The 21,653-nt window shown below is 61.2% G+C and carries 22 protein-coding genes; 9 read left to right on the top strand and 13 right to left on the bottom strand.

The window, feature by feature from the left end; genetic code table 11:
• Positions 1-22: 22 nt before the first annotated feature.
• The 4 genes from CHB75_RS05485 to CHB75_RS05470 all read right to left on the bottom strand — a co-directional run bounded on the left by CHB75_RS05485 (position 23) and on the right by CHB75_RS05470 (position 4,659).
• Positions 23-490, bottom strand: coding sequence for an Hsp20 family protein (locus tag CHB75_RS05485; protein ID WP_089269525.1), 468 nt, complete (start codon positions 488-490; stop codon positions 23-25).
• 184 nt (positions 491-674) lie between these two features.
• Complete coding sequence (gene glcF, locus CHB75_RS05480) at positions 675-1,967, bottom strand: glycolate oxidase subunit GlcF (RefSeq protein ID WP_089269524.1); 1,293 nt, start codon at positions 1,965-1,967, stop codon at positions 675-677.
• 84 nt (positions 1,968-2,051) lie between these two features.
• Entirely contained in the window at positions 2,052-3,167 is a 1,116-nt protein-coding gene (gene glcE, locus CHB75_RS05475; protein WP_089269523.1) for a glycolate oxidase subunit GlcE, read from the bottom strand.
• A 43-nt stretch (positions 3,168-3,210) separates the two neighbouring features.
• Complete coding sequence (locus CHB75_RS05470; protein WP_089269522.1) at positions 3,211-4,659, bottom strand: FAD-linked oxidase C-terminal domain-containing protein; 1,449 nt, start codon at positions 4,657-4,659, stop codon at positions 3,211-3,213.
• A 119-nt stretch (positions 4,660-4,778) separates the two neighbouring features.
• Here CHB75_RS05470 and CHB75_RS05465 point away from each other — a divergent pair, with 119 nt between their 5' ends.
• From CHB75_RS05465 to CHB75_RS05455, 3 genes are read left to right on the top strand one after another with little or no spacing between them, the layout of a single operon-like run.
• Positions 4,779-5,189, top strand: a complete 411-nt coding sequence (locus CHB75_RS05465; protein WP_089269521.1) for a CopD family protein — start codon at positions 4,779-4,781, stop codon at positions 5,187-5,189.
• A 9-nt stretch (positions 5,190-5,198) separates the two neighbouring features.
• Positions 5,199-5,960 (top strand): DUF599 domain-containing protein, encoded by a 762-nt coding sequence (locus CHB75_RS05460; RefSeq protein WP_089269576.1) that lies wholly within the window; start codon positions 5,199-5,201, stop codon positions 5,958-5,960.
• Positions 5,961-5,964: 4 nt separating this feature from the next.
• Positions 5,965-6,333, top strand: coding sequence for a hypothetical protein (locus tag CHB75_RS05455; protein ID WP_089269520.1), 369 nt, complete (start codon positions 5,965-5,967; stop codon positions 6,331-6,333).
• Between the two features lie 233 nt (positions 6,334-6,566).
• Here the strand turns inward: CHB75_RS05455 and CHB75_RS05450 are convergent, their stop codons facing one another.
• Positions 6,567-8,747: an esterase-like activity of phytase family protein gene (locus tag CHB75_RS05450; protein WP_089269519.1), complete on the bottom strand. Its 2,181-nt coding sequence runs from the start codon at positions 8,745-8,747 to the stop codon at positions 6,567-6,569.
• Between the two features lie 198 nt (positions 8,748-8,945).
• Positions 8,946-10,421: an NAD-dependent succinate-semialdehyde dehydrogenase gene (locus CHB75_RS05445; RefSeq protein WP_089269518.1), complete on the bottom strand. Its 1,476-nt coding sequence runs from the start codon at positions 10,419-10,421 to the stop codon at positions 8,946-8,948.
• Positions 10,422-10,499: 78 nt separating this feature from the next.
• Here CHB75_RS05445 and CHB75_RS05440 point away from each other — a divergent pair, with 78 nt between their 5' ends.
• Together CHB75_RS05440 and CHB75_RS05435 are read left to right on the top strand one after the other, a co-directional pair.
• On the top strand, positions 10,500-11,291 hold the full coding sequence (locus tag CHB75_RS05440) for an alpha/beta hydrolase (RefSeq protein ID WP_089269517.1): 792 nt from the start codon (positions 10,500-10,502) through the stop codon (positions 11,289-11,291).
• 243 nt (positions 11,292-11,534) lie between these two features.
• Positions 11,535-12,740, top strand: coding sequence for a M24 family metallopeptidase (locus tag CHB75_RS05435; RefSeq protein ID WP_089269516.1), 1,206 nt, complete (start codon positions 11,535-11,537; stop codon positions 12,738-12,740).
• A gap of 167 nt (positions 12,741-12,907) precedes the next feature.
• Here CHB75_RS05435 and CHB75_RS05430 read toward each other — a convergent pair whose 3' ends face one another.
• Positions 12,908-13,243: a cupin domain-containing protein gene (locus CHB75_RS05430; RefSeq protein WP_089269515.1), complete on the bottom strand. Its 336-nt coding sequence runs from the start codon at positions 13,241-13,243 to the stop codon at positions 12,908-12,910.
• Between the two features lie 178 nt (positions 13,244-13,421).
• On the opposite strand from CHB75_RS05430, the gene CHB75_RS05425 reads away from it, so the two are divergent.
• The gene (locus tag CHB75_RS05425) at positions 13,422-13,769 is read left to right on the top strand and encodes an antibiotic biosynthesis monooxygenase family protein (protein WP_089269514.1); all 348 of its coding nucleotides are present in this window, start codon (positions 13,422-13,424) and stop codon (positions 13,767-13,769) included.
• Between the two features lie 92 nt (positions 13,770-13,861).
• Here the strand turns inward: CHB75_RS05425 and CHB75_RS05420 are convergent, their stop codons facing one another.
• From CHB75_RS05420 to CHB75_RS05405, 4 genes are all read right to left on the bottom strand, one after another.
• Entirely contained in the window at positions 13,862-14,059 is a 198-nt protein-coding gene (locus tag CHB75_RS05420; RefSeq protein WP_089269513.1) for a CsbD family protein, read from the bottom strand.
• 466 nt (positions 14,060-14,525) lie between these two features.
• A complete protein-coding gene (locus tag CHB75_RS05415; RefSeq protein ID WP_089269512.1) occupies positions 14,526-15,710 on the bottom strand; it encodes an amino acid aminotransferase in 1,185 nt (394 codons plus the stop codon).
• Positions 15,710-16,582: a 3-mercaptopyruvate sulfurtransferase gene (sseA, locus tag CHB75_RS05410; RefSeq protein WP_089269511.1), complete on the bottom strand. Its 873-nt coding sequence runs from the start codon at positions 16,580-16,582 to the stop codon at positions 15,710-15,712. The genes CHB75_RS05415 and sseA overlap by 1 nt, the downstream gene beginning before the upstream one ends.
• Positions 16,583-16,823: 241 nt before the next feature.
• Complete coding sequence (locus tag CHB75_RS05405) at positions 16,824-17,051, bottom strand: hypothetical protein (RefSeq protein WP_089269510.1); 228 nt, start codon at positions 17,049-17,051, stop codon at positions 16,824-16,826.
• Between the two features lie 489 nt (positions 17,052-17,540).
• Between CHB75_RS05405 and CHB75_RS05400 the strand changes: the two genes are divergently transcribed.
• Positions 17,541-18,059, top strand: coding sequence for a peroxiredoxin family protein (locus CHB75_RS05400; RefSeq protein ID WP_089269509.1), 519 nt, complete (start codon positions 17,541-17,543; stop codon positions 18,057-18,059).
• A gap of 83 nt (positions 18,060-18,142) precedes the next feature.
• Here the strand turns inward: CHB75_RS05400 and smpB are convergent, their stop codons facing one another.
• Entirely contained in the window at positions 18,143-18,616 is a 474-nt protein-coding gene (smpB, locus tag CHB75_RS05395) for an SsrA-binding protein SmpB (protein WP_089269508.1), read from the bottom strand.
• A gap of 283 nt (positions 18,617-18,899) precedes the next feature.
• A complete protein-coding gene (gene uraH / locus CHB75_RS05390; protein ID WP_089269507.1) occupies positions 18,900-19,259 on the bottom strand; it encodes a hydroxyisourate hydrolase in 360 nt (119 codons plus the stop codon).
• 154 nt (positions 19,260-19,413) lie between these two features.
• Here uraH and puuE point away from each other — a divergent pair, with 154 nt between their 5' ends.
• Both puuE and CHB75_RS05380 read left to right on the top strand, forming a co-directional pair.
• Complete coding sequence (puuE, locus tag CHB75_RS05385; RefSeq protein WP_089269506.1) at positions 19,414-20,826, top strand: allantoinase PuuE; 1,413 nt, start codon at positions 19,414-19,416, stop codon at positions 20,824-20,826.
• Positions 20,823-21,635, top strand: a complete 813-nt coding sequence (locus CHB75_RS05380) for a bifunctional allantoicase/(S)-ureidoglycine aminohydrolase (RefSeq protein WP_089269505.1) — start codon at positions 20,823-20,825, stop codon at positions 21,633-21,635. The genes puuE and CHB75_RS05380 overlap by 4 nt, the downstream gene beginning before the upstream one ends.
• Positions 21,636-21,653 lie beyond the last annotated feature (18 nt).

Below are 21,653 nucleotides of genomic sequence, written 5' to 3'. Positions count from 1 at the left end.
TTGACCTCGGTCAAAGGCGTGATCAGTTCACGGCCTTCGCGTCGAGGACATCCTTTTCCACCGGACCGGCGGCCGCGATCTCGATCCGGCGGGGTTTCAGCGCCTCGGGGATTTCGCGGGTCAGGTCGATGTGCAGCATACCGTCGGCGTGGCTCGCTCCGATGACGCGCACATGATCGGCCAGCTGGAACCGGCGTTCAAACGCGCGTGTCGCGATGCCGCGATGCAGATAGGCGCGGGGACCGTCCTCATCCGCCTTGCGGGCAGAAACGACCAGCGCATTTTCTTTCATCTCGACCGAAAGGTCAGAGCCCGCGAAACCGGCAACCGCGATCGAGATGCGGTAGCTGTCATCGGCGGTCTTTTCGATGTTGTAGGGGGGATATGTCGGCTGTGCGCCGTCATTGGCCAGAACCCGGTCCATCATGTCTGCGATTTGGTCGAATCCGACAGTGGCACGGTAAAGGGGTGCAAAATCAAAGCTTCTCATGGGTCATCCTCCAGTGAGCGATACCATTTTCGATGTCACGCCTTCCCGTCATGGGACAGGCGCAGTTCGTTCGGGACCCGACATTCGGCATCCCGATGGACATAAGATGGGTAGGAGAATGAGGCGTTTCAAGACCTCGGGGTCGCCGCGAAGGCGACGATCCCGAAGAGGTTCAAACGCTGTCTCAGCTGTCGCGGTGCAGCCCCGGCGGTTTTGGCCCGCCTGTCGCCCAGTCAAGAAGTTCAACCGTATGCACCACCGGAATGCCGGTACCTGATCCGATCTGCATCATGCAGCCGATGTTCCCGGCAGCGATCACATCCGGCTTTTTCGCTTCCAGGGTACGGACCTTGCGCGTCTTGAGCTGTTTCGAGATTTCGGGTTGCATCAGGTTATAGGTACCCGCTGACCCACAGCATAGGTGCGGGTCGGACGGTTCGACTATCTTGAACCCGGCGCGCTTTAGCAGGTCCTTGGGAAAGGTCTTGATCTTCTGACCGTGCTGGAGAGAACAGGCGGCATGATAAGCGACCGTCAGACCCTGATCCGAGCCTTCGGGCAGGTCGAGATCCATCAGCACTTCGCTTATGTCCTTGGCGATGCCCGACACGCGGGCGGCATCCGCGGCCAGCGGGTCGTTGCGGAACATATGGCCGTAGTCCTTGACCGTCGTGCCGCACCCGCTGGTGTTGATCACGATGGCATCAAGGCCGCCCCCGTCCATTTCGGCCGCCCATGCGCGGATGTTGGCAGCGGCGGAGCCATGGCTTTCGTCCACCTTTCCCATGTGATGGGTCAGCGCCCCGCAGCAGCCGGCACCCTTGGCCACGACAACTTCGCAGCCCAGACGGCGCAGCAGGCGGATGGTGGCATCGTTGATGTCGGTGTTCAGCGCCTTTTGTGCGCAGCCCGTCATCAGCGCGACACGTTTCTTGCGCGGGGCGAGGGGCGCAAAGCTTTGCGGGTCATCATTGCGGCTGACGGGCGGGATGGTCCTGGGGGCCATTTCCAGCATCGCCTTCAACCGGGCATCCGGCATCAGAAAGGCAAAGGGGCGCCCGATCTTAGCCCCCAGCAACGCAAGCCGGAACCGGTTCGGATAGGGCAGGATGCGCGCCAGCACCCAACGCAACGCGCGGTCGGACCAGGGGCGGTCATAGTTCTGTTCGATATAGGCGCGGGCGTGATCGACCAGATGCATGTAGTGCACGCCTGACGGGCAGGTCGTCATGCAAGCCAGACAACTGAGACAGCGATCGATATGCTTGACCGTTTTGGCATCGGGCTTGCGCTCGTTTTCGAGCATGTCCTTGATCAGGTAGATCCGCCCCCGGGGACTGTCGAGTTCATCGCCCAGCACCTGATAGGTCGGACAGGTGGCGGTACAGAAACCGCAATGCACGCAGGCGCGCAGGATTTCATTGCTACGGGCCACTTCGGGATCTGTCAGCTGCTCTGGGGTAAAGGTCGTCTGCATGTCAGAAATTCACCGTTTGGGCCATGGATTGCGCGGACCATTGCAAAGTCGTTGCAGGATGCTGGGCGCGAGAGGGGGCAGCAATCATGCCCCCATCAGCCCGGGATTGAGGATGCCACGCGGATCGAACCGCAGACGCAAACCGTCGGTAATATGGGCAAGTGGTGCGGGCTCGGGGTGAAACACCGGCAGCGCCGCGCGGCTGGCGGCGGACCCACGGATCAGGGTCGCGTGACCTTTCACACCGCTCATTCGGGCGCGCAGATCTGTGCCTTCGGGCACTCGCGCCCAGATCAGCCCGCCGCCCCAGTCAAACAACAGCGCCTCGGCATCGAGCCGGGCCACCAATTCGGGCGCATCCGAGGGTTTCACGGACAAACGCCAGACATCGCCCGTGCCATCCTGCAACGGCGCAACGTCGCGTATTCCGGCCCATGTTGCGGCGACCTGTGCGGGATCGTTTTCTATCTCGATGGCATGATCGCTGAACAGCGCCCGCAACTGCCCCGCGCGATAGGTCACTGACTGCGCGAATCCTTCGATCCGCAGCAGGGTCTGCCCCGCCTGCGGGTCATGTGCCGCGCCGGTGATTTCGAAGGGAGAGCCGAGCGCGCGGCTCATCACACTTACGGCCTGCGCCACGTCCAGTCCCCGAAACTTCAGGGTTGCGGCACTGTCAGGTTTTGGCAGCACCTTGAGGGACACCTCACTCAGCACGCCAAGCGTACCCCAGCTGCCCGAGAGCAGCTTGACCAGATCATAGCCGGTGACGTTTTTCATCACGCGGCCGCCGTTCTTGATCACCGTGCCCTGCCCATCCACGAACCGTACGCCCAGCATGAAATCCCGACATGCGCCGACCTGTATCCGCCGCGGCCCCGATGCGTTCGACGCCACCACGCCACCAATTGTCGGCGTGCCCGAAGTGCCAAGCAATCCGCGATGGTCCATCGGTTCGAACGGTAGCCTCTGCCCTTCTGCATCAAGCGCCGCCTCGATCTCGGCCAGCGGAGTCCCCGCCTGCACCACAAGGGTCAGCGCGCCCGGTTCATAAAGCGTGATCCCGGACATCCCGCTGGTGTGCAACATTTCGCCCGTCACAGGTTGCCCCACAGGGCGGGTGCCGCCCCCCTGCACATGCAGCGGGCCCTTTGCGGCGGCAATCATTTCGGCAAGCTCGGCCTCTGTCTCTGGTCTCATGTCTTCTCTGGGTTCCAAATTTGCAGGGGGGCGAGGCCCAAGATTACTCTGCCGCCAGGGCAAAATTTCGGCGGCTTTCGGATGCTGCCAGCGGAAACACCTTGGCCGGATTCAAAAGCCACTTCGGATCGAACACATCCTTTACCGCCATCTGCGCCTCAAGGTCGTCCGGCGCGAACTGATCCACCATGAGATCGCGTTTTTCGATGCCCACCCCGTGTTCACCGGTCAGGCATCCGCCCACCTCGACGCACAGCCGCAGGATGTCGGCGCCCATATCTTCGCACAACTCCAGATCGCCGGGCTTGTTCGCGTCGAACAGGATCAGCGGATGCATGTTGCCATCGCCCGCGTGAAACACGTTCGCCACGCCCAGACCGTACTGTTTGGACAACTCCCCGATACGTTTGAGAACGTAGGGCAGCGAGGTCACCGGGATCGTACCATCCAGGCACATGTAGTCATTGATCTGCCCCATGGCGCCAAACGCCGATTTACGTCCCAGCCAGATGCGGCCCGCTTCGTCGGCATCTTTTGCCTCGCGCAGTTCCACCGGGTTGTGGCGCCGGGCAATGTCGAGGATCACCGAAAGCTGTTCGTCGATCTCGGCAGGGGAGCCTTCGACCTCGACGATCAGCAGCGCCTCGCACATGGGATAACCGGCATGGGCAAAAGCCTCGCAAGCTTCGATACAGGGGCGGTCCATGAATTCGATCGCCACCGGCAGGACGCCGGCCTTGATGATGTCAGACACGCAGGCTCCGGCCACTTCGTTGCTGTCGAACCCCATCAGAACGGGCCGCGCGCCTTCCGGTTTGCGCAGGATGCGCAGGGTCGCCTCGGTCACGACGCCAAGCTGCCCTTCGGAGCCGCAAATCAGCCCCAGCAGATCCAGTCCGCCAGAATCCAGATGCGCGCCGCCGATTTCGGTGACGGTGCCATCCATCAGCACAATCGTCACGCCCAGCAGGTTGTTTGTTGTCACGCCGTATTTAAGGCAATGCGCGCCGCCGGAATTCATCGCGATATTGCCGGCGATGGCACAGGCAAGCTGGGATGACGGGTCAGGAGCATAAAAGAAATCTTCCTGCTCGACTGCGCCGGTAACGCTTAGGTTGGTGCGGCCTGTCTGCACCCGTATGAAACGGTTTTCATAATCAGTCTCGATCACTTCGTTCATCCGCGCCACGCCCAAAAGCACGCAATCCGCCGTGGGCAGCGCCCCCCCGGCCAGCGACGTGCCCGACCCGCGCGGCACAACCGGAACGCCCATGTCGTGGCAAATCTTCATCACGGCCGACACTTCTTCGGTCGATCGAGGCAGGACCACAGCCAGAGGCGCACAGCGATAGGCGGTCAGGGCGTCGCATTCATAGGCGCGGGTTTCAGAAACGTCAGAGATCACCGCCCCGGACGGCATAACCTTGCTGAGCGCAGCAACGATCTGCGCCTTGCGCGCAATCACATCGGCATTCGGAACGGGCATTTCCATGACAACATCCTATGAATTGGTAAAGTAATATAACCAAAACAGCACGGGCAACAAATGATTTATTGCCGCAGCCCCAGCATGGCTTGCCAAAATATCGGCGCTGTCGCAGGGATCGTGCCATGAACTGGGTCAAGATCATACACCTTCTCTGCGTGATGGGATGGATGACGAGCATCTTTGCCGTCCCCCGCGCGCTGATCTACTGGAAGCGCGAATATGCCCGACTGGGCGAATTCGGGCCTCTGGGGGATCTGACGGTGCGGCTTTACCGTTTTTCCGCCGGGCTGGGGGTGATCGCTCTCATCACCGGACTGTGGCTCGCCGCGACATGGGGTTTTCCAGCCTGGGTCTGGCTGAAGCTGAGCCTCGTGCTGGCGCTGGCGGCGCATTATGGCTGGACCGGGCGTATGGTCCTGCGGGCGCGCCGGGGCGTATTCACGGAATCGGAACGTTTCCTGAGGATATTCAACGAAGTCAGCGTGCTGGCAGTGATCGCGATCCTGTGGGTCGTTGTCGTCAAGCCGTTCTGAGGCATGGACATGATCTGGAGCGATCAACTGAACCTTTTTACGGCGCTGGATTACGCCGCACTGGCTGTGCTGTTGCTGGGCTGGATGGGGGCCAGCCGGATCATTGATCATCCGCCAAAGCGACGGCCCTCGGTCTCCATGCTCATGGCTGATTACCGGCGGGAATGGCTGCGGCATTTCGTGACGCGCGAGCCGCGGATCTTTGATTCGCAGATCATCGACAACATGCGTCAGGGGGCGGCATTCTTTGCGTCGGCCAGCATGATCGCGATCGGCGGCGGTCTGGCGCTGATCGGCAATGCCGACATGCTGCGCGGCGTGGCGCAGGATCTGACACTGGGCACCGCCCCGACGATCGTGTGGGAAATCAAGCTGCTTTTGATGCTGTTCTTTGCCACCAACGGATTTCTGAAATTCGTCTGGTCGCACCGGCTTTTCGGCTACTGTGCGGTGCTGATGGCGGCGGTACCCAATGATGCCGAAAACCCTGTGGCCTACATCCGCGCCGCGAAATCGGGCGAGATCAACATTACCGCTGCACGCAGCTTTAACGGCGGGTTGCGGTCCGTCTATTTCGGCATCGCGTCAGCTGCCTGGCTGTTGGGGGCATGGGCGCTGGCTGTGGCCACGGTGTTCACCTTGCTGGTCATCCTGCGGCGCGAATTCTGGTCCGCCTCACGCGAAGTGTTGCTGGATGGCAGCGATCGCGAACCACACACAAAAGCCACACGCGGAGTTGACGCCAAGGGTCCGGGCAAGCTGCTAGGATGACGGCATGAAAACACTCTCCGCATGTTTTGCAATTGCCGCTGTGCTCGCTTCCTCTGCGTGGGGTGAACCGCCTGACATCGTATCGGTCAAAGCAGACAAGGTGGGTATGGGCTGGCGCATCGCCGTGACCCTGCGCCATCCGGACTCAGGCTGGGACCACTATGCCGACAGCTGGCGGGTCGAAAATGCCGAAGGCAAGATCATCGCCACCCGCGAACTGATGCACCCGCATGTGGACGAGCAGCCTTTCAAACGGTCCCTGTCGGCCGTGATGGTACCGGATGGAGTGCGCGAGCTGTTCATACGGGCGCATTGCTCAACGGGCGGCTGGTCTGACGCGATCTACCGGATCGAAATGTCGCCGGATATGTGAGCCCTGCCCGCTACCTGCCAAACAATGCCCCGGGGGCTATCTGAACATCGCACAACGGAGCAAGGTTTGAGTTGTTGCATGGCGAAAGCGATCTCTTCATTCCGAAACATTGCGCTTACGCCAAAACATGGCGCTTACGTCAAAAAAAAGCACCTGCCCCCGGATAGGAGCAGGCGCTTTCTGGTGATCCGGCGTCCGCTTGCTCAAACGGAACGGATGCCGGAGACTTCAGTTTACTTGAACGACCACAGGAAGGTTTCGCCCGAACTGTCGTCGACGCCATCATTGTCGGTGGACACCCAGAAGGTGCCGTCTTCGGTCACGGCCAGACCTTCGACCTTGTCCACCACGTAACCGTTCCAAGACTTGAGATCGGGGATAAGGTCACGCACCTCTTCCTTGGTCACGACCTTGAGCTCCGATCCCAAAGCACCCGGCACCATGTCGGTCGCGGGGATGCGATAGACCTTTTTCGTGACGGCAGCAGCGCCGATCTGGTTGTCACGCTCGATCACATAGACCCAGTCACCGTGTGCCACGATCTCGGACAGGCCGGTCCAGCCCGCGTCGGGCTTTGCCTTGGGATAGAGCACGGCGCCCCACTCCTCGGTCTCGACGTTGTAGGCGACCAGTTTCACGTGATCCTTGGGATCGTCGCCCCATTCACGCTGAACCGCCATCCAGAGCCAGTCACCAACCTTGGTGATGCCTTCAAAGCCAAAGCGCTTTTCGTGGGCCAGAAGCTCGGCAGGCAGGGCGATTTCGTCCTTGATCTCACCCTTGGCGTTCACGTGGTAGAGGGCATGTGGCACCAGACGGTCTGTGCGGCCTTCCGAAGCGATCCAGAAACCGCCCTTCCCGTCCAGCGTGATGCCTTCCATGTCCAGCTTCTGCGCGGGCATCCCGGCGCGGGTGACTGGCAGGGCATCGGTGATCTGTGCCGGTGACACTGAGGTGTCGATGGTGAAGATCGTCGGCTGGTAGCTGTAAAAGCTGTCGTTCACCGCATAAAGCGTGGACCCTTCACCGGCGACCATGCCGGAAATCGCGCCCCAGCCGATCAGCTTGTCCGCACCGGCCGAGGTCAGTGTCGGATAAGCGGCTTCGCCTTCGGCGTATTCGTAGATCATGACATGCGAACGCACGCCGCCATCCTCGATCAGATCGGCTTCGTTCGCGGTGACCAGCAGGTTGCGCTGCGGGATCGCCACAGCACCTTCAGGCGCGATGCCCGACGGCAGGATCTGCTTCAGCACCGGGCTGGCCGGATCGCTCATGTCATAGACACCGACAACCGAGGCACGCTCGGCCAGCAGGAACATGTAGGGCACACGGTCAAAAGTGGCGATCTCCATGCCCTCAGGCTCGATCCCCTTGGCGTCCGAACGTTTGTCCGGGTAGTGGCCGACCTGAATGACCGCCTGCTCAAAGCTGGTGCCGCTTTCGTAGACCTCGGTGCCGTCCTTGTGGAACACGGTGAACCCGCGCGAACCGCCGTCCATGTCGCCTTCGTTGGCGATGGCGATGTGGTCGTCGTCGATCCACTGCACCGCATCGGGTTCGCGCAGGCGACCCATCTGCGATTCAGTGAACAGCAGCGCGCCGCGCTCGTCCGTGGCGTCGATGCCCACCAGATCCACCGAACCGGCGCTGAAATGGTTGATCACCTCACCGTCGCGCGACAGGATGACGATCTCATTATTCTCCTGCATCGTCACGGCGACTTCGCCAAGCGCGTTGATGTCGGTGAATTCGGGCTCGGGATCTTCGGGCGCGATCGCGGCCAGGCCGGTCACATCGGCATGACGCAGGGTGGCGCAATCCATCGTGCCATCCGCGAGGTCGATCATCACGACGTCGCCGCCGGGCATCTGACCCACGCGGCCATCACCCAGATCTTCGTCACGCTCATTCTCGATCGCCACGGCGATAAAACTGCTGTCCTTGGCGAATGCGGTCGAATCCGGCTGACCGCCCAGATCGCATTGCGCCAACTCCTCGCCGCTCGCCAGATCAATGGCCGACAGGTGACCCGACGGAGCGGTATAGCTCTCCGAGGTGTTCACGGCGACATAGGCGGTCTGGCCAACAACGCTGACGGCTGTCGGCTCGCCACCCAGTTCGATATTTCCCAGGGGCTTGGGATTGGCGGGGTCGGTGATGTCGATGCGGCCCAGCACACCCAGCGGGCTGTCGGTATATGCCAGCGTCATGCCGTCTTCGCTGACCGAAATGATCTCGGCCGAACTTTCGCGGGTCAGGTCTTCGCCATCGGCCATGTTGCCCATAACGGCAAAGCTCGCGATGCGGTTGAACGTCATGTCGGCCTTTGCCGCCCCCGCAGTCAGCGCGAGCGTGGCGGATCCTGCGCAAAGCGCGAGGGTCGAAGTCAGGCAGAGTGTACGAATTGGCATGGATGTCCCCTTGTTATCTTTGGGGGCGGTGTGCGCCGATTGCACGACATCCGTTTGAAGGTTTTGTAACATCGCCATGACGCTCGGGCGTTGGCAACGGGCGCCCACCCGAGGACTCCGCGCGCAGCGCGGGGGACGAGACAAAAAAGCGCGCGCCCCGGCGGGGGCGCGCACCGCTGGATCAGGTTACGGACAGGATCAGATCGACAGGCAGACGTACTTCATCTCGAGGTAATCCTCGATCCCGTGATGGCTGCCTTCGCGGCCCAGACCCGACTGCTTGACCCCGCCAAAGGGTGCCAACTCGGTCGAAATGATCCCGGTATTCACCCCGACGATGCCATATTCCAGCGCCTCGGCCACCTTGTAGACGCGGGCCAGGTCCTTGGCATAGAAGTACGATGCGAGGCCAAAGATCGTGTCATTGGCCAGCGCGATCACCTCATCCTCGTCCTCGAACTTGAACAGCGGCGCGAGCGGTCCAAAGGTTTCCTCGGTCGAGAACAGCATGTCCTTGGTCGCGCCGGTCACGATGGTCGGGCCAAAGAAGTTGCCCTGCTTCTGGTCGGCCTCGCCGCCCAGAATGACCTCGCCGCCCTTTGCCTTGGCATCAGCGATATGCTCCTGCACCTTGACGATGGCGTCTTCGTTGATCAGCGGACCCAGATCGGTGCCGTCTTTCAGGCCATCGCCCACCTTCATCGCCGCGACCCGCGCCCGCAGCTTTTCTGCGAAGGCATCATAGGCGCCCGACTGGACATACAGGCGGTTGGCGCAGACGCAGGTCTGGCCGTTGTTGCGGAACTTGCACATGATCGCGCCCTCGACGGCGGCATCCAGATCCGCATCGTCGAACACGATGAACGGTGCATTGCCGCCCAGCTCCATCGAGCACTTCATCACCTGATCAGCCGCCTGCTTGAGCAGGATGCGCCCAACCTCGGTCGAACCGGTAAAGGTCAGTTTGCGCACGGCCGGATTTTCGCAGAATTCCTTGCCGATTTCCGACGCCGACGACGACGGCAAGACGTTGAACACACCTGCCGGTATGCCCGCGCGTTCGGCCAAAACACCCAGCACGATGGCCGACAGCGGCGTTTCCTTGGCGGGACGGGCGACAAAGGCACAACCGGCGGCCAGCGCCGGGCCAGCCTTGCGGGTGATCATGGCGTTGGGAAAGTTCCACGGAGTGATGGACGCGGCAACGCCGATCGGCTGCTTGATCACCATGATGCGCTTGTCACGCTGGTGGCCGGGGATCATCTCGCCATAGATGCGCTTGGCCTCTTCGCCAAAGAATTCGATGAAGGACGCGCCATAGGCGATCTCGCCCTTGGCCTCGGCCAGCGGCTTGCCCTGCTCGGCCGTCAGGATCAGGCCAAGGTCATGCTGGTTCGCCATCATCAGGTCGAACCACTTGCGCATGACGGCGGCGCGCTCCTTGCCGGTCCACTTGGCCCATTCCTTTTGCGCCGCCTCGGCCTGCGCAATGGCGCCATTCACCTGGGCCCGCGACAGGTCAGCCACCTGGGCGACCACATCGCCGCGCGCGGGGTTGGTGACATCAAATGTGCCCTTGTCGCCATCGACCCACTTGCCGCCGATATAGGCGCGGGTTTCCAGCAAACTTGGGTCATTCATAAGCGAAGCGAGATTTGTTGTCTGGTCGAGCATGTCTGTCTCCGGTTTTGATGCTGCTTGGGGTGCACCGTCTGGTATGCCTATAGTCCAGACGACAAGATGAGGAAAGTGATGGACCTGGACGACGCATATGACAATGTCGGATATATACCGGATGCCGCGGCATACGAACCACGTTGGCGCGACGCCGCTGAGGCCTTTCGCCAACGGATGTCATTGGCCGACAGGGCGCGTCTGGGGCTGATGTATGGCCACGGCACGCGGCAGGCGATGGATCTGTTTCTGCCCGATCAGCAGCCCGTCGGACTGACTGTCTTTGTTCACGGCGGTTACTGGCGGCGGTTTGACCGCAGTCTGTTTTCCCATTTCGCAACCGGGTTTCTGGCGCATGGTCAGGCAGTGATGCTGCCGTCCTATGATCTTGTCCCCCGGGTGCGGATTTGTGACATTGCGCGGCAGGTCGCGCAGGCGATTACCGTGGCCGCGCATGAGGTTGCCGGTCCTGTGCGGCTGGTCGGTCATTCGGCGGGCGGGCATCTGGTGGCGCGGATGCTGGCGCCCGGGATGCTGGAGGATGATGTGCACCGCCGGATCGCGCAGGCAATGCCGATTTCGCCGGTTTCAGACCTGCGGCCGTTGCTTGAAACCCGGATGAACGCGGATTTCAGGCTGGATGCCGACGAAGCAGAGGCCGAAAGTCCTGTTTTTCAACCAAAACCCGACATGCCGGTGACGGTCTGGGTGGGTGCGGATGAGAAACCCGTTTTTCTGGATCAGGCCAGATGGCTGGCCGAGGCCTGGAATTGCGGCCATGTGGTCCAGCCCAAGAGGCACCATTTCGACGTGATCGACGACCTTCTGGATCCGCAAAGTGAAATGGTACGGACCCTGATGAGGGACTAAAGGGCTTTGCTGGCGCGTGTTTGGCCGAAAGTGGCTTTGCGTATTCGGAATGAGAAAAAGCCATCTTGCGCGATGACCACAGGGGGCGTAACGCTGGCGTTGAAGCGGGGCGATGGCGTCGCCACATGGCCTGTGCCATGAGCTTTATCCCAGTCCTGAACGCCGGGACCTTTCTGTGCCGTTTCGCGGCGGGATCAGGTTTCGCAACACCCCCCCTGATGCGGCACGCTTCTGGAGGGTCGCATGACACAACGTCCTGAATTCTATAGATTTCACAATGGTGAAAAAGCCGCTCTGCCGTTCGCGGCATCGGAATATGACGCCCGGCTGGCGGGATTACGCAGCACGATGAAAACGCTTGGCGTCGGCGCCTGCGTCTTCACCTCGATGCACAATATCGCCTATTATTCGGGCTTTCTTTATTGCAGCTTCGGGCGGCCCTACGGGTTGGTCGTGACCGCGACCGACAGCGTGACGATTTCCGCCGGGATCGACGCGGGCCAGCCGTGGCGGCGCTGCCATGGCGACAACATCACCTATACTGACTGGCAGCGCGACAATTTCTGGCGCGCGATCCTGTCGGTGACCGGCACCGGTCAGGTCATCGGTTTTGAAGAGGATCACCTGACGTTGCAGGGGATGGCAAAGCTTGACGCATTTTTGATGCCCAAAAGTAAAGTAGCCGTTAACGATGCGACCATGCACCAGCGGATGCACAAATCCACAGCCGAAATCGCCCTGATCCGTGAAGGCGCGCGGGTCGCCGATGTTGGTGGCTACGCGATAAAAGATGCCATTAAACAAGGCGTTAGAGAGATCGACGTTGCGATGGCGGGGCGGGACGCGATGGAGGCCGAGATTGCGCGTGCCTTTCCGGATGCCGAATACAGGGATACATGGGTCTGGTTTCAATCCGGTTTAAACACCGACGGCGCGCATAATCCGGTCACCGCGCGGGTGCTGGAGCGGGGCGATATCCTGTCGCTGAACACCTTCCCGATGATCTCGGGGTATTACACCGCGCTTGAACGGACGCTGTTCGTGGGCGAGGTCGACGCGGCGTCACTGAAGGTGTGGGAGGCAAACGTTGCGACCCACGAATATGGCATGTCGCTGTTGAAGCCCGGCGCGTCCTGTTCTGAAATCACCCACAAGATCAATGACTTCCTACAGGAACGCGACCTTTTGCAATACCGCACCTTTGGCTATGGCCATTCGTTCGGCGTGCTGTCGCATTTCTACGGACGTGAGGCGGGGCTGGAACTGCGCGAGGATATCGACACGGTTCTGGAGCCGGGAATGGTGATTTCGATGGAGCCGATGCTGACCATTCCGGCGGGCCAACCGGGGGCGGGCGGATACCGCGAGCATGACATTCTGGTGGTGCATGAGGACGGCGCCGAGGACATCACGCACTACCCCTATGGACCCGGTTTCAACGTCGTTTAACGGCATATGGAAGCCGTATGGAACGCGTATGGTTCCCGTATGGCTGGCGTATGGCTGATGCCGATCAGCGGGGCGCGCGGATTTTGCGCGCCCCGCACGGGACTGCTGACCACGGTTAAGGTCGGATTGTCATCGCGCGCGGTGATTTCGGCGCAACGCGCGGTGGGTCAAACCCGGATGACGTAATCCTTGGTGGTGGTTTCGATCACCTCCCATGTGCCGGCAAAACCGGGGCGTATGATAAAGCTGTCGCCGGCGCGGTAGGTGCGGGGTGGGTGGCCATGCTCGGTCAGGATCGAGACGCCCGAGAGGATGCGGCAGTATTCCCATTCATCGTAGGCGATGCGCCATTTGCCCGGGGTCGCCTGCCAGATGCCGCAATAGAGGCCATCGCGGTCTTCGAGATTCCAGGTGGTGAATTTTGGATCGCCCGAGATCAGGCGGTCGGGTGCCGGGGCGTCGTGTTCGGGTGTGACCGAAGGTGTGACGGGAAGGATGTTCATTGCGGGCTCCGGGTGGTGTGCGGGGCCATTTGGCGGTGATTTTGGCGCGGGCGCAAGGGGGCGCTGCCCGCCGCCCCGCGGACGTCGCCCGGAGTATTTCCGGACAGATGAAGAGGCCCGGGTTGTCAGCAGGGGGCGGCATGCGCATGGTGCCCGCAGGATACGGGGGAGCAGTGCCATGATCGCGATCATTTTCGAAGTCACTCCGGCGGAGGGGCGCAAGGAGGAATACCTGGATATCGCCGCCGCCATGCGGCCGATGGTGGAAGGGGTCGAGGGGTTCATTTCGGTCGAGAGATTCCAGAGCCTGACCAATCCGGAAAAGTTGCTGTCGATCAGTTTCTTTGAGGATGAGGCGGCGGTGGAACGCTGGCGCTGTCTGAACGGCCATCGCGGTGCGCAAAAACGCGGACGCGACGGGGTGTTTTCGGATTACCGGCTAAAGGTCTGCCACGTCATCCGGGATTACGGCATGTTCGACCGGGACGAGGCCCCCAGCGACAGTCTGGCCGAGCACGGCGGTTGATTTCGGCGCTTGATTTCGGGGGGGGGGCGCAGGTCGTAAAAAAGGCGCCCCGGGGTGGGAGCGCCTTTTGGTAGCCGTGTCGTCGATGCCGATCAGCGGTCAGCGAGGAATTCGTCGACTTCCTTGCGGGCCTCTTCCTTGGTCTTGCCGTATTTGGCCTGAATCTTGCCTTCCAGCACTTCGCGGTTGCCGGCGATTTCGGTCACGTCATCGTCGGTGAGGTCGCCCCACTTGGCCTTGACGGTGCCGGTCATCTGTTTCCAGTTACCTTCGATTTGATCCCAGTTCATATTGTGTCCTTTCAGGGTTTCCCGGACTGCGGCCGATGCCGTGGTTCCGGATGAATTTGATTTGCCAGCAGCGCGCAGTTTCGCGGCGCACCGGCGGGTGGGCGCAGCACATGATGCTGTCTGGTTTGGCCGTTCCATCGCCCGTCAGAGGCGACGGGCCGCACCTGATCGGAACTTGCCTAAGGCGCGGTTCAGCCGGGTGTCGTTTTCAGCGCAATCCGAGGAAAGAGAGGATCACGAGTACAACGACGATCAGCCCGATGATGTAGATAATCCTGTTCATGTGGCGTCCTGTTTTCTGTGTCGGCCGGGGTGTTTGACCCGGCGTTTGCTGTCTGGTGATACAACGTGCCATTGCAGGAATGGTTCCGCGCCAATGTCGGTCGCGTCACCACAGCCAAACAAAAAGGCGCCCCCGGGGTGGGAGCGCCTTGTGCGGTAGGTATCAGTGGTTGGGCGGAATGCGTCAGATGCCGACGTCGATGATCGCCTTGGCGAGGATCGGAACGGTGGTCTTGTTCAGGCCCGCGATGTTCAGGCGGGAATCGCCGACCATGTAGATGCCGTGATCGGCGCGCAGCTTTTCCACCAGCTCGGGCGTGGTGCCAAGACGCGAGAACATGCCGCGATGCTGGGCGATAAAGCTGAAGCGGTCGGACCCCGACAGGCGCTGAAGTTCCGAGGCAAGCTGTTCGCGCAGATCAAGCATGGATTTGCGCACGGCCTCAAGCTCGGCCATCCAGTCGGCGCGGAGGGTGTCGTCTGTCAGCACCATGGTCACCAGCCGCGCGCCGTGATCCGGCGGAAAGCTGAAGTTCTGGCGGTTGAGATAGTTCAGCGTGCCCTGGTTCAGTTTCTGTGCCGACGCGTCCTGCGACACGGCCATCAGCAGGCCGGTACGTTCGCGGTAGATGCCGAAGTTCTTGGAACAGCTGGCCGCGATCAGGCATTCCGGGACCGATGACGCCACAAGCCGGGTTGCGGCGGCATCTTCGTCCAGACCGTCGCCAAAGCCCTGATAGGCGATGTCGATCATCGGCGTTGCGCCGGTTTTCAGCAGAAGGGCGACGACCTCTTTCCACTGGGCCATGTTCAGGTTGGCGCCGGTGGGGTTGTGGCAGCAGCCGTGCAGCAGGACGGCATCGCCCTTTTTCGCCTGCGCGAGATCCGCCATCATGCCATCGAAATCGACGCCACGGGTTTCATCGTCGAAATAACGGTAGGGGACCGTTTCAATCCCCATGTGTTTCAGGATCGACAGGTGGTTCGGCCATGTCGGATTGCTGACGAACACGCGGACATCCGGGTTGGCCGCAAGCAGCATGTCAAAGCCCTGACGCACGGCACCGGTGCCGCCCGGCGTGGCCGCAGCGGCGACATTGGCGCGCGGCACGGAATCGCCCAGCACCAGCGCAACCATGGCATTGCCAAAAGCCGGATCGCCGGCAAGCCCGGTATAGGCCTTGGTTGTCTCGGCCTCCCACAGCTGCTTTTCGGCGGATTTGACCGCGTGCATGATCGGGGTGTTGCCGCTGGCATCCTTGTAGACGCCGACGCCAAGGTCGATCTTGTTGTCACGCGGGTCTTCCTTGAAGGCCTGCATCAGCATCAGGATCTTGTCGGCGGGTTGTTCTTTTAGAGTCTCGAACATCAGATGTCTCCGGTGGGGGCGGGGCCGGTTTCGACTGGTACGGTCGGGAACATGCCCCATTCCGACCAGGACCCGTCGTAAAGGGAATGATCCGTCTTGCCGATACGCTCCATCGCGAGCGACAGGATCGCGGCGGTGACGCCCGACCCGCAAGTGGTGATGGCGGGTTTGGAAAGGTCGACGCCAGCGGCCGCGAATGTGGCCTTCAGTGCGTCGGTCTCCTTCATCGTGCCGTCGGCGTTCAGCAGCGTGGCATAATGCACGTTCTTTGAGCCCGGGATATGCCCGGCGCGCAGACCGGGGCGCGGTTCGGCGGCTTCACCACGAAAGCGCGCCGGCGAACGGGCGTCGATGATTTCATAATCGCCAAGCTTCGATGCGGCGGCGACCTGAGTCACATCCTTGACCAGATGGTTCTGGCGGCGGACGGTCATGTGACGGTCGCGGATGATGGGGGGCATGTCCTCGGTCTCGCGGCCCTCGGCCAGCCATTTGGCAAGGCCCCCGTCAAGAACGGCGATATCCATCTGGCCCATCAGGCGGAACAGCCACCAGACACGCGCCGCCGAGAACAGGCCGACGGTGTCATAGACCACCACCTGATGCCCGTCGCCAACGCCCAGCGCGCGCAGCCGGGACATGAATTTTTCGATCGGGGGGGCCATGTGGGGCAGGTCCGAGCGGCTGTCGCTGATATCGTCGATATCGAAAAACCGCGCGCCGGGTATGTGATCCGCGTTGAATTCCGCACGGCCGTCACGGCCTGCGTCGGGCAAGTGCCAGCTGGCATCAAGGATGCGCAGATCCGGGTCCTTGAGATGCCGGGCCAGCCAGTCTGTCGAGACCAGCGTTCTGGGATCGTCTTGGGCCATCAGTTTCCCCCATAAGAAGCTGGCCCCGTGCATATTCCGCAAGGGCAGGAGTGGCAAGGGGTGGCTGGCGGTGGGCGGGGATTGAGCTGTGGTAGACGTGGATGGGTGCGGGGTCGGGACTTTGCAAATGGTTCGCACCAATGTGCGACTTTCGTTCACAATCGCGAAAAGCGGAAGGCTTCGCTTCAAATGCGGCGTTATCGAAACTCGAACTCAAGAGCTAACATTCGGCTCGTTGCCGCTATTTATCCAGCTTGACACTTATTTCACAGAGGACCCCAAGGACTAAACCGAAGAATACCAAAATTGAACCTTGCGAGAACAGGGCCGTCGATTGCCTAAAGTTAAAGGCTGTCCGATCAAACTCAGGGGAAAACAGATCAACTGGAAAAAAGAACGCTCCGATGATCGCTGCAAATCCCAAAGCAACGGCCACAAAGCCCACGATCCGACCAATTCTTGTAAACATTTCCTTCTACTCCTGAATGAAGCCAACTAACCGTTAGACGTCATCTTTGACCCGCCTTGCACACCTTGCCGTGCTGAAAATCCCCCTGCAAGCATGAATGGCCTGATCTGGTGTACCGCACTGTGCTCCACATGAGAGTGTATTCACGTATTTGCACCTCGTCTGAATATCTCAGATGGGGTGCAAGCGCCCGTTTGACGCCACACCGGGACCGATTTAACGGATTTGATTGACTTGTGGCCGCGTCGCACCGAACCCTGTGTTGGAAAACAGGGCAGCGGGATCGGGCAGATGGCAGATGTGGTCCTGATACTGGGCAGTGGGCCGGATGCGCCCGGGGCGTTGACCTATGGGGCCAGTCACCCCGCCGGGTGCGTCAGTATCCGGTTTCCAAGGCTCGCATGACCTCTCGCATGGCCGATGCTATCAAACTTGCACCCGGCGGCTTGTCTGGCTAACTTTAAGCTGTCCCAAAGGAAACGAAAAATCATGCCAACGCCTAAACCCGTCGCAGGTTCAATTCTTCCTCCTATCAACCTCCCCAAGATGGGCGGCGGTGACATCGTGATCGGAGGTGTTCGCGAAAACTGGTCTCTTGTCGTCATCTATCGTGGCAAACATTGTTCGCGGTGCAAAAAATATCTGACGATCCTCAATGACATGCGCCAAAAGTGGCAGGATGCCGGATTTGATATCGTGGTCGCTTCGGCAGATCCTGTCGAAAAAGTGCAGGCAGATCTGAATGAGTTCGGTTGGAGCTTTGACATTGGCTATGACCTGTCAGAGCAGCAGATGGCGACCCTAGGAGTCTATGTCTCTGACCCGCTGACCGAAACGGAAACGGACCGCCGCTTTGCCGAGCCGGGGGTTTTCGTGGTCCGCCCCGATGGCAGCATCGTATTGATTTCGATCTCAAACGGACCGTCGGCCCGTCCGGAGTTGGAAGAGCTGTTGGATGGCATGATCTTTACAAAAGAGAAAAGCCGCCCACCACGCGGCACGGCCTAACCCCCGTCCAGCCCTACGTTAATTTTCCGCAGGCCTGCAACGCAGCGCCTGCGGGCAACGCTGACGCGCGCCAAGCAGAGCGGTCAACTGTTCTGGCGTAGCAGGCGGGCCTTTTGGCGGCCCCAGTCGCGTTTGGCATCGGATTCACGTTTGTCGTGGTTCTTTTTGCCCTTGGCGATGCCGATCTTGATCTTGGCGATGCCCTTGTGGTTGAAGTACATCACCAGCGGCACAAGGGTCATGCCCTTGCGCTGGGTTTCGTTCCACAGGCGGGCCAGTTCCTTGCGCGATACCAGCAGCTTGCGGCGGCGGCGTTCTTCGTGGCCGAACATGGCGCGGTCGTAGGGCGCGATGTAGGAATTCACCAGCCAGAGTTCACCCTGATCGACGGTCGCATAGCTTTCAGCGATATTGCAGGAATTCTCGCGCAGGGATTTGACCTCGGACCCTTGCAGGATGATGCCGCATTCAAGGTCATCCTCGATGGCATAGTCATAGCGCGCCCTGCGGTTTTCCGAGAGCACCTTGTAGTTGGGATCTGATTTCGTCTGTGCCATGAGCGCGGGTGATACCTAAGGGTGGATGGTGTGTCCATCACAGATAGGGGCTTTGGGGTGGAGCGCAACAGGAGCCCGGCAGCGCCTGACCGCGGGTGGGCGCATATAACGGCTGAACGGCGCGCTTTATCTCTCAGCCCCGCCGTCCAGATGAACCTCATACTGACGTCACCAAAGCACCCGCCCATATGGGCGGTCGGGCGCTGCCCGGCGGCACTGCGTGCCTTGATTCCGGGCTGGTCTGCTCTTCGGAGGCATTTGGAGAGCGAAAAGCGTTGACCGCTCAGCTCCCCCGGTACGTGGAATAGCCAAAGGGCGAGAGCAGCAGCGGCACGTGGTAATGCGCCTCAGCGTCCGAAATGCCAAAGCGGATCGGGATGGTGCTGAGGAACCGGGGTTCTTCCGGCGCGGCACCGCTGGCGTCAAGATAGGAGGCGCAGTCAAAGATCAGCTCGTAGGTCCCGGCGGTCATCTTGCCGACAGGCAGGATCGGTGCATCGGTGCGCCCGTCGGAATTGGTCACCGCCTCGGCGATCTTTTTGTGGGAATTGCCGCTGACGCGATAGAGCGCGATGGTGATGCCCTGCGCCGGCATCCCCCGGGCGGTATCAAGGACATGGGTGGTAAGGTAACCGTTGGACATGACATGCTCCTGTCTGGGGCGAATTGCGCAATTCTGCCGCAAGGCTAAGCGATCCGCCACATCTGCGCAGCCCTGAAAGTCCTTTCGGAAAATATTGAAAATACCGGGGCGATTTGTGCGTTATGACTGAAGGTCAAACAAGAGGGGGTGCAGGATGCAAAGATATCCGCGCGACATGACAGGCTATGGAGCGACGCCGCCAAAGGCGGATTGGCCCGGCCAGGCCAAGGTCGCCGTCCAGTTCGTTGTGAACTACGAAGAGGGCGGCGAGAACAACATCCTGCATGGCGATGCCGCATCCGAAGCATTCCTGTCCGACATCGCCGGGGCCGCACCATGGCCGGGGCAGCGCCACTGGAACATGGAATCGATCTATGATTACGGCGCGCGGGCCGGGTTCTGGCGGCTGCACCGGCTGTTCACCGGCGCGGATATCCCGGTGACGATCTACGGCGTCGCCTCGGCGCTTGCCCGCAGCCCCGAGCAGGTCGAGGCGATGACGGACGCGGGGTGGGAGATCGCATCGCACGGTCTGAGATGGGTCGAACACCGCGACATGCCCGAGGAAGAAGAGCGCGCGGCGATTGCCGAGGCGATCCGCCTGCACACCGAGGTGGTCGGGACACCGCCCAAGGGCTGGTACACCGGGCGCTGTTCGGTCAACACCGTGCGGCTGGTGGCGGAAACGGGCGCGCTGGATTACATCAGCGACACCTATGATGACGACCTGCCCTACTGGGCGCGGATCGGCGGGCGCGATCAGCTGATCATCCCCTATACGCTTGAGGCGAACGACATGCGGTTTGCCACGGCACCCGGCTATATCACCGGCGAACAGTTCTATCAGTATCTGAAAGACGCTTTTGACGTGCTGTACGCCGAAGGCACCGATGGCGCGCCCAAGATGATGAGCATCGGGCTGCACTGCCGCCTGATCGGGCGTCCGGGCAAGTTGGCCGGGCTCAAGCGGTTCATCGACTACATTCAGGGGTTCGATGACGTCTGGTGCCCGCGCCGCATCGACATCGCCCGGCATTGGGCCGAAACCCACCCTCCGGTGACGCGCGAACGGCCCAGCGAGTTGGATCAGGAGACGTTTGTCGCGCGCTATGGCGGTATTTACGAGCATTCGCCGTGGATCGCCGAACGTGCGCATGGGCTTGAGTTGGGTCCGGCCCATGACAGTGCGGCAGGGCTGGCAAACGCCTTGGCGCGGATGTTCCGGTCAGCCTCTGACGCCGAACGGCTGGGCGTGCTGAAGGCGCACCCGGATCTGGCGGGCAAGCTTGCGGCGGCAAAGCGGCTGACGGCTGAGTCGACCGAAGAGCAGGCGAGCGCGGGCCTTGATGCGCTGACGGATGCGGAACGGACAAGGTTCACCGAGCTGAACGACGCCTATGTCGCCCGGCACGGATTTCCCTTCATCATCGCGGTGCGCGACAACACAAAGGCGACGATCCTGTCAGCCTTTGAGCGCCGCGTGAGCAACGACACCGAAACCGAGTTTGCCGAGGCCTGTGCCCAGGTCGAACGCATCGCCCGCCTGCGGCTGGAGACCCTGCTTTGACATATGCCTTTCCCCCCGGCGGTCTGCCCGACCAATCCGTGAGTCCAGTGGGCCGCGCGGTGTTCACCACGGCCTATGCGTTCATCCCCGCGATCACCCAGCGCGATATCGTGACCAGCGCCCTGCCCGGCTGGACCGGTACCCGCGCCTGGATCCTTGCGCGGCCCCTGACCGGGTTTGCCGAAACATTCGCGCAATACGCGGTCGAGGTGGCGCCGGGCGGCGGGTCGGACAGGCCCGAGCCTGACAGCGGCGCGCAGGCTGTGCTGTTTGTGACCAGCGGCGAGATGCACCTGAAGATCGACGGGCTGGATCACGCGCTCAGCGACGGCGGTTATGCCTATATCGCGCCGGGTGCCATCTGGCAGTTGACCAACCCCGGCCAGACCCCGCTGCAGTTTCACTGGATTCGCAAGCGGTTCACCCCGGCGCCGGGGCTCGACACGCCGGAAACCTTTGTCACCTCGGACCGCGCCGTTGCCCCCACAATGATGCCCAATACCGACAAATGGGCCACGACCCGTTTTGTCGATCCGGGTGATCTGCGCCATGACATGCACGCCAATATCGTGACCTTTCAGCCGGGCGGGCGCATCCCCTTTGCCGAAACCCATGTGATGGAACACGGGCTGTATGTGTTGCAGGGCACGGCGCGTTACCTGCTAAATCAGGACTGGGTCGATGTCGGCCCCGGCGATTTCATGTGGCTGCGCGCCTTCTGCCCGCAGGCCTGCGAAGCGACGGGGGATGAGCCGTTCCGCTACCTGCTATACAAGGACGTCAACCGCCACCCGGCGCTGACGCTTTGATGGGTCATCTGCCTGCAA

The sequence above is a fragment of the Puniceibacterium sediminis genome, assembly GCF_900188035.1.
GTDB lineage: Bacteria > Pseudomonadota > Alphaproteobacteria > Rhodobacterales > Rhodobacteraceae > Puniceibacterium > Puniceibacterium sediminis.
This window is presented reverse-complemented; position numbering and strand designations above follow the sequence as displayed.

Coding starts and splice junctions, on each gene's coding strand:
- CHB75_RS05460 (WP_089269576.1), top strand. CDS start 5,199: ATGATCTGGAGCGATCAACTGAACCTTTTTACGGCGCTGGATTACGCC.
- CHB75_RS05405 (WP_089269510.1), bottom strand. CDS start 17,051: ATGTTTACAAGAATTGGTCGGATCGTGGGCTTTGTGGCCGTTGCTTTG.
- uraH (WP_089269507.1), bottom strand. CDS start 19,259: ATGTCCAACGGTTACCTTACCACCCATGTCCTTGATACCGCCCGGGGG.
- CHB75_RS05440 (WP_089269517.1), top strand. CDS start 10,500: ATGGACCTGGACGACGCATATGACAATGTCGGATATATACCGGATGCC.
- glcF (WP_089269524.1), bottom strand. CDS start 1,967: ATGCAGACGACCTTTACCCCAGAGCAGCTGACAGATCCCGAAGTGGCC.
- CHB75_RS05420 (WP_089269513.1), bottom strand. CDS start 14,059: ATGAACTGGGATCAAATCGAAGGTAACTGGAAACAGATGACCGGCACC.
- CHB75_RS05455 (WP_089269520.1), top strand. CDS start 5,965: ATGAAAACACTCTCCGCATGTTTTGCAATTGCCGCTGTGCTCGCTTCC.
- sseA (WP_089269511.1), bottom strand. CDS start 16,582: ATGGCCCAAGACGATCCCAGAACGCTGGTCTCGACAGACTGGCTGGCC.
- CHB75_RS05400 (WP_089269509.1), top strand. CDS start 17,541: ATGCCAACGCCTAAACCCGTCGCAGGTTCAATTCTTCCTCCTATCAAC.
- CHB75_RS05435 (WP_089269516.1), top strand. CDS start 11,535: ATGACACAACGTCCTGAATTCTATAGATTTCACAATGGTGAAAAAGCC.
- CHB75_RS05445 (WP_089269518.1), bottom strand. CDS start 10,421: ATGCTCGACCAGACAACAAATCTCGCTTCGCTTATGAATGACCCAAGT.
- smpB (WP_089269508.1), bottom strand. CDS start 18,616: ATGGCACAGACGAAATCAGATCCCAACTACAAGGTGCTCTCGGAAAAC.
- CHB75_RS05430 (WP_089269515.1), bottom strand. CDS start 13,243: ATGAACATCCTTCCCGTCACACCTTCGGTCACACCCGAACACGACGCC.
- CHB75_RS05425 (WP_089269514.1), top strand. CDS start 13,422: ATGATCGCGATCATTTTCGAAGTCACTCCGGCGGAGGGGCGCAAGGAG.
- CHB75_RS05415 (WP_089269512.1), bottom strand. CDS start 15,710: ATGTTCGAGACTCTAAAAGAACAACCCGCCGACAAGATCCTGATGCTG.
- CHB75_RS05465 (WP_089269521.1), top strand. CDS start 4,779: ATGAACTGGGTCAAGATCATACACCTTCTCTGCGTGATGGGATGGATG.
- CHB75_RS05470 (WP_089269522.1), bottom strand. CDS start 4,659: ATGGAAATGCCCGTTCCGAATGCCGATGTGATTGCGCGCAAGGCGCAG.
- CHB75_RS05450 (WP_089269519.1), bottom strand. CDS start 8,747: ATGCCAATTCGTACACTCTGCCTGACTTCGACCCTCGCGCTTTGCGCA.
- puuE (WP_089269506.1), top strand. CDS start 19,414: ATGCAAAGATATCCGCGCGACATGACAGGCTATGGAGCGACGCCGCCA.
- glcE (WP_089269523.1), bottom strand. CDS start 3,167: ATGAGACCAGAGACAGAGGCCGAGCTTGCCGAAATGATTGCCGCCGCA.
- CHB75_RS05485 (WP_089269525.1), bottom strand. CDS start 490: ATGAGAAGCTTTGATTTTGCACCCCTTTACCGTGCCACTGTCGGATTC.